At 53.2% G+C, this 11718-nt stretch carries 9 protein-coding genes; 8 read left to right on the top strand and 1 reads right to left on the bottom strand.

Annotated features, from left to right (window positions below; all coding sequences use genetic code 11):
* The 5 genes from FFS68_RS09245 (at nt 1) to FFS68_RS09230 (ending at nt 8461) form a co-directional block, all read left to right on the top strand.
* Nucleotides 1-3258: a DNA methyltransferase gene (locus tag FFS68_RS09245; protein WP_137752909.1), complete on the top strand. Its 3258-nt coding sequence runs from the start codon at nt 1-3 to the stop codon at nt 3256-3258.
* The gene (locus tag FFS68_RS17865; protein WP_171003797.1) at nt 3248-3553 is read left to right on the top strand and encodes a hypothetical protein; all 306 of its coding nucleotides are present in this window, start codon (nt 3248-3250) and stop codon (nt 3551-3553) included. Before FFS68_RS09245 ends, FFS68_RS17865 begins: the two co-directional genes overlap by 11 nt.
* Before the next feature lie 67 nt (nt 3554-3620).
* The gene (locus FFS68_RS09240; protein WP_137752908.1) at nt 3621-5372 is read left to right on the top strand and encodes a DUF262 domain-containing protein; all 1752 of its coding nucleotides are present in this window, start codon (nt 3621-3623) and stop codon (nt 5370-5372) included.
* A 52-nt stretch (nt 5373-5424) separates the two neighbouring features.
* On the top strand, nt 5425-6918 hold the full coding sequence (locus FFS68_RS09235) for an ATP-binding protein (RefSeq protein WP_137752907.1): 1494 nt from the start codon (nt 5425-5427) through the stop codon (nt 6916-6918).
* A 403-nt stretch (nt 6919-7321) separates the two neighbouring features.
* Nucleotides 7322-8461, top strand: a complete 1140-nt coding sequence (locus FFS68_RS09230; RefSeq protein ID WP_137752906.1) for an IS110 family transposase — start codon at nt 7322-7324, stop codon at nt 8459-8461.
* 234 nt (nt 8462-8695) lie between these two features.
* Here the strand turns inward: FFS68_RS09230 and FFS68_RS09225 are convergent, their stop codons facing one another.
* Complete coding sequence (locus FFS68_RS09225; protein WP_349290381.1) at nt 8696-8860, bottom strand: helix-turn-helix domain-containing protein; 165 nt, start codon at nt 8858-8860, stop codon at nt 8696-8698.
* Between the two features lie 670 nt (nt 8861-9530).
* Between FFS68_RS09225 and FFS68_RS09220 the strand changes: the two genes are divergently transcribed.
* From FFS68_RS09220 to FFS68_RS09210, 3 genes are read left to right on the top strand one after another with little or no spacing between them, the layout of a single operon-like run.
* Nucleotides 9531-10346, top strand: coding sequence for a pentapeptide repeat-containing protein (locus FFS68_RS09220; RefSeq protein ID WP_171003796.1), 816 nt, complete (start codon nt 9531-9533; stop codon nt 10344-10346).
* Nucleotides 10346-11023, top strand: coding sequence for a nucleotidyltransferase domain-containing protein (locus FFS68_RS09215; protein ID WP_137752903.1), 678 nt, complete (start codon nt 10346-10348; stop codon nt 11021-11023). The genes FFS68_RS09220 and FFS68_RS09215 overlap by 1 nt, the downstream gene beginning before the upstream one ends.
* Nucleotides 11023-11391 (top strand): hypothetical protein, encoded by a 369-nt coding sequence (locus FFS68_RS09210; RefSeq protein ID WP_137752902.1) that lies wholly within the window; start codon nt 11023-11025, stop codon nt 11389-11391. The genes FFS68_RS09215 and FFS68_RS09210 overlap by 1 nt, the downstream gene beginning before the upstream one ends.
* The last annotated feature ends 327 nt before the right edge of the window (nt 11392-11718 follow it).

Raw genomic sequence — 11718 nt, 5'->3', positions numbered from 1 at the left:
ATGGCACTCAATAAAGCGGCAGCCACTACGCACCTTAGAGCGTTCGATTTCGCGACCCTATTTATCGAAGAGCTGGGCTGGGACCGTCCAGCATCGCGCCACAGCGAAGTCGTGGAAGTGAGCGGCACACAATATGCGCTGGCTCCTGTCGCCGAGAAACGCGGTGTCCGCATCTTTGTCTGTGCCACCGAACCGGATCGCAATACCCGCCAGCGGATTGAGCGCGAGATTGCCAAGCTCGCCTACGAGCATCTGATTATTTTCGCCGACCCGGCGAAAACCAAACAAATATGGCAGTGGGTTGCGCGCGAGAAGGGCAAGCCTGCCGCGTTCCGCGAACATACTTGGCTTGCCGCAAGTGCGCCCGATGCTCTGATCCAGAAACTCGATCACATCGCGTTTGCACTCAGCGAGGAAGAGGGTTTGACCCTCGCCGGAACCACACTTCGGATGCGCGATGCGTTCGACCGTGAGAAGATTACCAAGCGGTTCTACGAAGCCTTCAAGCAGCAGCATGACCGCTTCCTTGGTTTCATAGACGGATTGGCAAACGTGTCCGACCGGCAATGGTACGCCTCGTTGATGCTCAACCGGTTGATGTTTGTCTATTTTATCCAGAAAAAGGGCTTTCTGGATGGCGACATCAATTATCTGAAAAACCGCCTTACGTCCGTCCGCGCCACCAATGGCGAAGATCAGTTCCACAGTTTCTACCGCGCGTTCCTTCTCAAACTCTTCCACGGCGGCCTTGCCACGCCGAAGGATGCGAGAGACGCGGAAACGGCCAGGTTACTCGGCAACATCCCCTATCTGAACGGCGGCCTGTTTGAGCCCCACGCGTTGGAAGTGGATGGCAACACTATCGCCATCGCCGACGCCGCGTTTGAGGGCGTATTCAACTTCTTCGATCAATATGAATGGACGCTCGACACCCGCGCGATCGAACGTGCCGATGGGCGCGAGATCAACCCCGACATCCTGGGCCATATATTCGAGAAATATATCAACCAGAAGCAGATGGGGGCTTATTATACCAAGGAAGACATCACCGACTATATCACCAAGAATACCGTCATCCCCTGGCTGTTCCAGAATGCGTTGACCCACGACAAAGTGGCGTTTGATGCCGGGAGCTCGGTGTGGCGGATGCTGTCCGAAAATGCCGACACCTATATCTACAAGTCAGTAAAGCACGGGGCAAATGAACCGCTGCCCGCGAACATCGCGGCGGGCATGGCTGAAGTGGCAAAGCGTGGCGACTGGAACAAGACCGCGCCAGCAACGCACGGCCTGCCTAGCGAAATTTGGCGCGAAGTCGTCGCGCGACGCGAACGTTACGAAGCAATTAAGGCTAGAACAGCAGCTGGCGAAATTGCCTCTATTGAAGATTTCATCACCCATAACCTCGATATTCGCCAGTTCGCCCGCGATGCGATCCAATATGCCGAAAGCCCCGATCTTGTCCGTGCATTCTGGAAAGGCATATCGGCGATCAAGGTGCTTGATCCCGCCTGCGGATCAGGGGCATTCCTGTTCGCCGCGCTCGGCATCCTCTATGATTTGTATGACGCCTGCCTTGAACGGATGGAGCAATTCGTTGACTCAGCGCCTGAGGGCGGAGGGCCGCGCCAGCTCTATTCCGATTTCCGCAAGGTGCTGGAACAAATCGAGCGTCATCCCAACCGCCCCTATTTCATCTACAAATCAATCATACTCGATAATCTTTACGGCGTCGATATTATGGATGAGGCGGTTGAGATTTGTAAGCTCCGTCTGTTCCTGAAACTCGCGTCGCAGCTAGAGCGCGCCGACCAGATCGAGCCGCTGCCCGATATTGATTTCAATATCAGGGCGGGGAACACGCTGATTGGTTACACGTCGATTGCCGACGTCCGCCGCGCGACCGAGGCATCGGGATTCGACTTTGATGATCGTGCTGGGAAGATTGAGGCGGCGGCGCGAGATTTGGACGCCGCGTTCCGCCTGTTCCGCGACCAGCAGACGGCGCTTCATGGCGCAGTTGGCGCGGATCACAAAGCCGAACTGCGTAACCAGCTTGCGACTCTTGAAGCGCAACTGGATCGTTTCCTTGGTAGTGACTACGGCATTGATGCGGGCGTCGATCTAGCTGCGACTGCCAGCCTCGCAGCATGGAAAGAGAGCCACAAGCCCTTCCATTGGTTGATCGAATTTTATGGGATCATCAACGGCGGCGGATTCGATGTATTGGTAGGAAATCCGCCCTATATCGAGGTTAGCAAGGTTAAGTCCTACAGCCTTTTGCCGAAGGCGTATGAAACCTTGTCTTGCGGAAATTTGTATGCGCCGTTTGTAGAGCGCGCATACCAACTCACTCGACCGGTCGGGTGGTTAAGTTTGATAGTGCCGCTAAGCCTTGTTTCGACAGCGCGTACCAACGATCTGCGCGCATATACTAGCAAATTTACTGCTTGGATTTCGTCGTATGATATGAGGCCCGGTTCACTTTTTGAGGGCGTCGCTCAGAGGTTATCCATTCTGATTTCACAGAAGAGTCCAAATGAGCGAGAGACCATCTTTGTTGGTGATTACAGGCGCTGGAAATCAGTCGAGCGCCCTGCATTGATTGAAAATACCAAATACACAGAGGTTGCACCGACTTCGGCGGATGCGATTATTTCCAAATTCTCAACCCCGCTGGAATCGGAAATCCGCTTAAAAATAGACGGTCCACGTCTCGAAAACTTCAAAAGCGGTACCGAGAACCCGTTCCTCGTCCATCGGATAGTGCGATACTTCATAAAAGCATTGAGTTTTACGCCAAAATTCGTTGATCCAACCGGCACCATCGGCAAATCCGACGATTACAAAGAATTCAAGTTTCTCAAAGATCACCAGCAACCCATTATCGCATTGCTGAACAGCAGCTTATTTTACTGGTTTTGGAGAACGACTTCGGATGGATTTCATTGCGGTTATGCTGATGTGTATGCGATGCCATATGTCGCGATTCAAGATGCCCAAAAGCTAAAGAAAATCACCTCGCTCAACGCAGAATTGATGGCCGAAATGGCTAACACTTCGGTCGAAAAATCTATCACGACCAAAGCAGGGAAAATCATTTATCAGGAGTTTTCTTCAGGTCAGGTGAAGCACATCCTCGACAAAATCGACGCCGCCTTTGCCGATCATTATGGGTTTTCCGAAGAAGAACTCGATTTCATCATCAATTATGACATAAAGTTCCGCATGGGAGCAGAGGAGGACGATGCCGAGTGAGCCGTCCATCGCGAGCGATATTGCGTCGGTGTTGGCCAGCGAGCCCATAGCTCTTTTCTGTTCCAAGGCTTCCGACATCCGGTCACATTCGTCCGCCAGGGCGAGGAAGAAAAAACGCAAATCCAGAACTGCCTATCTCGAACATGACCAGCTCGTAACGGGCCATTACAAGTCCTGTGAAAATGATTTGAGCATTTATCGGGAACGCACAAAGACCGTGGACATACCTGAAACCGAATATGGCTTTGTAAAGCCAAGACGGTTAAGTAATATTCCTGCGATTCAAGCAGGTTGACGTTTAAATATCTTATAGAATAAGAATTTTTTGATATTTTACTAATCCATCAGAGGATATGCAAATCATGTATAAGCCGGGGGGTACCATTGCCGCAGCGCTGGAGAAAATTCAGACAAAATCATATGTTCTGCCGGCTATTCAACGTGAGTTCGTCTGGAAGCCTGAGCAAATCGAGCGACTTTTTGACAGCCTTATGCAGGGCTATCCATTTGGTACGTTCCTTTTTTGGACTGTCGGACAGGAAACCAGCGGAAAATTCAAATTCTATGATTTTGTGTTGAATTATCATCAACGCGATGCGGCACACTGCCCCGAACTGCCAAAGTTGCATAATCAGACAGTAACTGCCGTATTGGATGGTCAGCAGAGATTGACTGCGCTAAATATCGGCCTTCGCGGTTCTTTGGCCTTCAAGCAACCATACAAGCGCATGAACAATTCTATGGCCTTCCCAAAAAAGACATTGCACCTGAATTTACTGGCAACTCCGCAGCCCGATGAGGACGGGGTAGTGTATAAATTTCGCTTCTTGTCTGAAGATCAAATTGTTCGCGATGATGCGTCCTTATGGTTCCCAGTGCCGGATATTCTCGGGATGAAGGGTGGGCCGCCCATGCTGGCGTGGCTGACCGCAAACAAGGTTGAGGGAGACGCACTCAATGTTGCGTACACTAATCTCGACCGGCTCCATCAAGTCGTTCATAACGAACCCTGCATCTTCTATTACGAGGAGGGATCGCAAGACATTGAGAGAGTTTTGAATATATTCATCCGATTGAATTCGGGAGGCACCGTTCTATCCTATTCCGACCTTCTCTTGAGTATCGCGGTCGCACAATGGAAAATTATTGACGCGCGTCAGGAAATCCATTCACTTGTAGATGAAATCAACGACGTTGGCGCAGGCTTTAGCCTGAGTCAGGATTTTGTTCTCAAGGCAGGGCTAATGTTATCTGACATAGCCAGCGTCGGTTTCAAGGTCGAAAACTTCACACAGACAAACATGCAGAAGTTGGAGAAAAATTGGACAGAGGTCCGAAAAGCCCTCGTCAGCGCTGCCGAGTTAGCGGCCAATTTTGGCTTGAGTTGGCAAACACTTAGAGCGGACAGTGCGTTGCTGCCCATCGCCTATTATTTATACATGCGGGGTAGCCCAAAGAACTTTGTGACCGCCGGAAAATATGCCGCCGACCGCGAGGCGATTCGATCTTGGCTGATGCGGTCCCTTCTCAAAACATCTGGCATTTGGGGCAGTGGCTTGGATACCCTGCTGACTGCACTGCGAGATGTTCTCAAAAAGAATGGTGATGCAGAATTCCCGGTTGAAAAGATCGAGAAGGTTATGGATCAAAGAGGAAAATCTCTAACCTTCAGCGATATCGAGATCGATGACCTACTTTCGGTTAATTACGGGGATAAAAGGGCGTTCCCACTTTTGACGATGCTATTTCCCTTTGTTGATTTGCGAAATCATTTCCATGTTGACCACGTTTTTCCAATTTCGCTCTTCACAACAAAGAAACTGAAAAAGGCAGGTTTCTCGGTAGACCGAGCAGATGAACTTTGGAACCTCGCGAACGAAATCTCTAATCTCCAACTCCTTGAGGGGCATTCTAACATTGAGAAAAAGGACAAACTTCCGGCTGACTGGATCACATCACAGTTCGCAAATTCTAAAGAGCAAAAGCACTATTGCGAAAAATATGTCCTCGGAAAAATCCCGTTGGGTATCGATGGGTTTGAGAAATTTCATATCGCCCGGCGCGAGCGTTTGAGGACGATGATCAATTCAGTCCTTGGTGTCGAGAAAGTTTAGCCATTTGCCAAGGCGGAGCATCACTGACGCGGAAATAGGCCTGATCAAAGCCATGCTGGCGCGCGGCATGGCGAACAAGGCGATCCAATTCTATTTCAACCGGCAGGATCGTGCGGTCAATTCGGGCCGCATCAGCGGGATCAAGCACCGTGATTATGGCCCCGAAGTGCCGAAGGCCAGCGATGAAGCCTTGTCAGCCTTCATCGCCAACTTCGCGTCTCCCGAACTCTCTGCCCCTGGCATCGTCGTCGAAACCACGCCCGCCGCACCGCTGGATGCGATGGACGAAAAGATGCTGCGATCCTTCTTTGCCAAGGATGCAAACGGCGTATGGCGCTGCACCGCAGGCGAAACCGACGAGTATGAATGCAAGGAAGGGTTCAGCCTCCGCAACTTTAGCAAGCCGCTGCGCACTATAGCCGGATTCGCGAATAATCGCGGCGGTTATCTGTTTTTCGGGGTGAAGGACAAACCGCTCGGCTTTGCCGTTAGCGGTCTGGCGGACGGCCGTTTCACCGATACCGATCAGAACAAATTCAGCCAGACCATCCGTTCCGTGTTGGAACCCACACCGCGCTTCCGCGTCGCCAGCCTCAAACTCGACGCCATGACGGTCGGCGTGATTCACGTTGAACCGCATAGCGCCAAGCCAGTCATCGCCAGCAAGACCGAGGGCGATGTTGCCGAAGGCGCAATTTATTATCGCTACTCTGGCGAAACCAAAGCCATTTGTTACGCTGATCTGCGCGCCATCCTTGATGAGCGCGATCAGCGCAGCCGTGAGGCGATCTTGCCGATGGTGCAGCGATTGCTCGAACTTGGCCCCAAGGATGCGATGGTCGCCAACCTGGCCGATGGCCAACTGGAAGATGGAGGGCGCCCCATCTTGATTGACCCGCAATCGCTTGAACGGATCAAATTCATCCGTGAAGGGGAGTTTGATGAGGTGGACGGGGCGCCTACGCTCCGCGTCATCGGCGACGCACAGACCGTTCCCACCGAGATACTCGCGCCAGTGCGGACCGTGCGCGAGGAAGTGACCGTCGATGCGATCTTGCGAAATTTCATAAACCGAAATCCAGTGGAGCAACCGCTATCATATTTCAGTCAAGTCAGCCATGAGGCAGGCTGGATTTTACCGATCTTCTATTATCTCCATTTGGCCGGGCAATCTCGGAAGGGCGCGGTTGCGGCTTTGAAGGCGAGCAAGATTGCGAAACCAAAAACGCGAGACGAGCTTATCAAATTGCTCAATGCCAAGCGCACGCTTTATTCTAGGCTAGGCGGGCATCGCGGCGCGGCGTTCAATCACATAATACACACCCGCAACATTTCGATCTCGACCGAGCGTCAAGCGAAAGAAGTCTGCTCGGCGCTGACCGGCATGGGGGAATCTGATCGAACATCTTTCGATCTTTTTCACGATCTGTTGGGAGCGAGCTTAGCAGTGTGGGAAGCCAGCGACGGTGATCGAAATTTGCTGGGCTATATCCGTCGCGCGGCCTCGCGCCTTGATGAGTTGGAATATGGCGCCTTGATTGAGTAACCGAATGCCACGCCGTGGCCACGGTGCCATTATCCATAGCTGGTTTCGAAGCGGGCACTCGCGCTCCACGTTGATGTCAGGGGCATTGCTGACGCCTGTTACCAGCAGTGCAAACGGCCGGTTTCGGGAAGACATTCGCGGACCGGCTACGTTTGAGATCGAGCGCCGCCCGGCCGAGTTGCGAATGTTGCTGTCCTTTTCGGTTGCTGTCGTCAGCAGTGTAATTTGCTCATGAAATGGCGGTGAGCATTCTTTGCTGGTCAAAAGCACCTCAAGTTAGAATCATCATAATCTGTTGAGAAATTCGCTGCAGGTTCCCGCTGAGGTTCGGACGCCGTGCCCATTTATAAGGCTATGACCTTGATGCCCACGCGGCGCCGAATCTCACCGGCGGGAGGGACTTATGAGCAAACGGATTTGGGTAGGCCTCGACGTAGGCGTTCACACAACGGCTATTTGCATCCTCAACGCCACTGGTGAGGCCGTCCGAGAGGCCGAGTTCCCCACCTCTGTCGAAAACATCGACGCCTTCGTTCGACCAATGCGACGCGGAAATGTTGCCGCAATTGCAATGGAGGCGGGATCGACAAGTATCTTTCTAGCGCGCGGGCTAGAGCGTCTCAAATATTCGGTCGTGGTTTTCGACTGCCGGCAGATTTCGACCTACCTTGCCATCAAACAGAATAAGACGGACAGAAACGACGCGCGGAATATCGCGGAGGTTGCTCGAAGCGGCCGAGGATCCGTTTCTGAAGTAGTGCTTAAGACCGTCGAGTGTCAGAGAATCCGATCCATGCTGGCAACGCGCCAGCAAATGATCAGGATCAGGGTCGCGACAGAATCAGCGATTGGTTCGCAATTCCACCTCTATGGCGGGAAGCTATCCCGAAACTGGTCCGCGGCAATCCTTCGCCGCAACGCGCATTTGGAAATGGCACGCTTACGCAAGGAGCAAAAGATCGACTTAAGAGGGGATATTGAACCTGTGCTTTCAATTTGTGAGAGCCTGCGCGCTTACGTCGAGCATCTTGATCGCACCATTGCGGAAATGGCTGCACGCATCGAGGTCTGCCAGCGCTTTATGGAAATCCCTGGGGTCGGGCCGATAACCGCTCTGTCGTTCTACAGTGCGATCTGCAATCCCCAACGGTTTGAAAAATCAATCGACGTAGGTCCATATCTTGGTCTCGTGCCACGTGTTCGGCAATCGGGTGGCACAGTCGCTCGCTTGCGGATCAGTAAGATGGGAAACACGATGACGCGGCGACATTTGACCACGGCCGCCATGATCTTGCTCCGCCCCACGACCAAGGATAGTGGTATAAAAAGATGGGGCTATGGAGTCAGCGACCGGAGAGGTCCGGCGCGAGCAAAAGTCGCAGTGGCGCGCAAGTTATCGACCGTTATGCTCGCCATGTGGAAAAGCGGCAATACGTTCGAGCCTTTCCCTGAACCATCGACCAGCGAGCCTCTTGTCGCGACGGCAAAAAGTTCCCTCCTGGGAACGGCAGGCCCGGAAACCGGATTCGATTTAGGGCTCTGACCCTGTATAATCATACGGCCGGGCCTGCTGATGCTAAAGGCAATCGCGTCTTCGACAAAGCTATCCCTGCACGTCGATTGTCGAATTTTGAACCCCTTCCGATTTCTTCCGCTTTCGGCAGATGGCAAAACCTTCACCTGAGAGCGAGGACCAATGCTAGATGCCGGTGCGCAATCTGAGCGGAAGCAAAAGACTGCGGCGGAACAACAAAGATCGACGCGCAAGATAGGCGCTTCACACACGCGTTTTTCGACGGCGGTCAATTAAGGCGCAGAGGCTTTCGGTCAGCACAAGAGTTGCGGCTCCGACCTTCACGGTTTCGATCTCTCCCGTGGCAACGAGAACATAGAGGGTGCTACGACCGAGTCCGATGAACCTACACGCATCCGGAACGCGCATGGCGATCGGTGCCGTCGTGGAGCGGTCTGTACCAATGGATTTAGTTGGGAAAGACATGAGACCTCCTGCTATCTGCAGCAGCTATAACGATGTTGACGGCGCAAGCTCGCGACGCGACATCCAATTATCCGCAATCCGTATGGCAATCGCCAGCCGACGTTTGTGCGCCATCGCTTCTAATTTTACGACAAAACGCACGCCTGCCGTTCAGATACACGCGGACGTGACCACTCGGCGACGAATTTTGGAGCTCACCAATTTGCCGCGCCGCTGACCGATGCCAGACATTAAAATGACGGAAGCTCCGGCTGTGAGGCCGTCGCGTATGGCCAATTTTGGCTGTGCCATACGCCCAATGCCGCAGAAGACCGACCATTACGTGCCCGAAGCTGGCACGGCTTTTATCTTGCCCTCCCCAGACCGCCCACTTTTAACCCTGCCTACCGATCAGTTGGAATGCCATTACGAATTGATCATGCATCCACCCGCGCTGCAAAACGCGAACATAGTGCCGAAGTAAATCTTGGAATCGTCATTGCTGGCGGGTGCGAGCAGAACACGTTACATTCGCGCAATGATCAGTCGAATTTTTAGACGGCGCCCCACCTCGGAGGGGCCGCCGCCTCCTTCCCTTGAAACGCCAGCGCTCTCACCCGGGGACGGGGGAAGCATGGGTGAGCGAATTGAACGCGTTCCTGTTTCCCGCGACACATATGAGAAACTTGACCTGCGCCATCGCCGCTTCGTAGACATGAACGCTTATCAGGCGAGATTTGTTGACTGCGACTTTTCGTTCTCGATCTTCGAGCGTGCGTACTTCCGGTCAGCGGTGTTTAGCAATTGCACGTTCACCGGGTGCCGCTTCTATGATTCAAATCTTCGCGGAGCATCCTTTCCCGGCTCAGATTTCAAATATTCAACGTTCCATCGGACTCTTATCGAGCCGAGGGAGATGATTGCGCTTCTTCCTCAAGAAGCGAATCTCAAGCGCGATTCTCTGCAAAACTTACGGGCCAACGCGGCAGAAATCGGTGACTTTTCTAGCCAGCGAGATTTCGTACTAGCAGAGATCGGGGCGGCCGTTGATCACCAATCGCGCGCTTGGAAGGGAACTGAAGACTATTATCGTAGGAAGTATCCCGGCTTTCTCAACAAGACGAAAGCTGCTTTAGCCTACTTGGGTCTCCGATTTGGCGGGTTCCTTTGGGGACATGGGGAGCGTCCCCTGCGCCTTGTCGGAAGTGCGGCTTTCTTCATCCTTCTTCTGAGCCTGATTAATATGTGGTCCGTGGTGCCGAACGTAGGCTGGCAAGAAAGTGGCTCTGGTCTAAAGATTCTTAAGTACTGTTTCGATCAGTTCTGGGACTCTGGCCCCGATAGTTCTTTCAAAGGCTACATCCTAGTCGATTATGCGTTGATTGGGATGCGCTACCTGTACATTGGGCTCTTTATCTCTGTGTTGTTCAAATCGATTTCTCACCGCTGATGGGCGAGGTTCTCGGTGTTTACATATTTGGCTCGGTGGCGCGCGGTGACCGCGATGAACGAAGCGATCTGGACCTGCTGGCGGTCGTCTCCGATGGGCGCGGCAAGGTGGACGATCGGGAGGTGTACGCTCACGTACCGAGGCAGCTTTCAGGGTTAGAACCTTCGATCTCTTGGTACGGTCGGCGTCGGCTTGGCGAAATGTTCAAAAATGGCGAGCTTTTCGGGTGGCACCTGTATCACGAAGCCGTTCCTCTCTTTGAAATCCAACCAGTCATTCAGAGCCTTGGCGAGCCTTCGGCTTACCAGGATGCCGCAGCCGACGTGGAGTCCTTCGAGAATATTCTTTCGCGGATTCCTGTTCAGCTACAGGCGTCGCCCGAGAATGCTTTTTACGAGTTGGGATTGTTGTATGTGTGCCTCCGCAACATTTGCATGGCGGCGTCGTCAAAGCTCTGCGATCGCCCGGATTTTTCGCGGTACTCGCCATTTCGACTTAGCGGCGTGTCCGTAGTGCCACTTTCCCAGTCCGAGTACGACTTAGCCATGTCGTGCCGAATGGCAGGGCAGCGTGGACTAATTCCACCTGCACCGTTCCCTCCATCGATGGTAGCTGACATTTATGGTAGACTAGAACCTTGGATTGCCGAGCTTCGACTTAGGCTGGAGGAACACTGATGGATGCATCAACGCGCAGGACCAGATTTCAGGAACGGGTGAGGATCGAACGAGAGTTTCTCATCCCGGTAAATCGCCGTGTCGGTTCAGTCGTCCCGCTCGCTGGAATGACTGCCGCAGCAATCGAATCTTGGCGGCAGCGGGCTGCTGGCGTTGATCTCGGAGTGGACGTCGAGCGTGTTGCGGCTCTCTTGCTTGAGGCTGCTGCCCGAGCGGAACTTCTTGCAGACAACTCACGCGACGTGTTCGAAGCTGACATCCGTATTGCACCCGACGCGTTGAGTGAGATTAGAGTCTCGCTAGAAATGATCCTCGGAAACCCTGTTCACGACCCTTCACCCGATACCCCGATACAAAACATCGAATAATGGTGAAGAGCTTTCCAATAATAAAGCTTTGGATCGTGTCGTACCAACTTTGAGGCGCTGGTGTTTCGTCGGGTGTAGCAGGGCCGCGATGCTACGCATCGGACCCACATTTTGGATACACACCTCACGCACGGGTGAACGCAGGGTTTCCGCCACTTTTTGAGGGTGCGATCCGACTACACTCTAGCAGCGCCAGAAGGAAATCACCGTTTTTAGCGTAACCGTGTCCTGAAGGCCACCTTGCGGGAAGCTGCTGCGGGGTGCTGATAGCCGCTCTTTGCGAGGAGCGGTGATGAGCGAGGATATCGGAGCGTCGGGAGCGAGTGT

It is taken from the genome of Sphingopyxis sp. L1A2A (assembly GCF_005502465.1).
In the GTDB taxonomy this organism is placed as follows: domain Bacteria; phylum Pseudomonadota; class Alphaproteobacteria; order Sphingomonadales; family Sphingomonadaceae; genus Sphingopyxis.
This window is presented reverse-complemented; position numbering and strand designations above follow the sequence as displayed.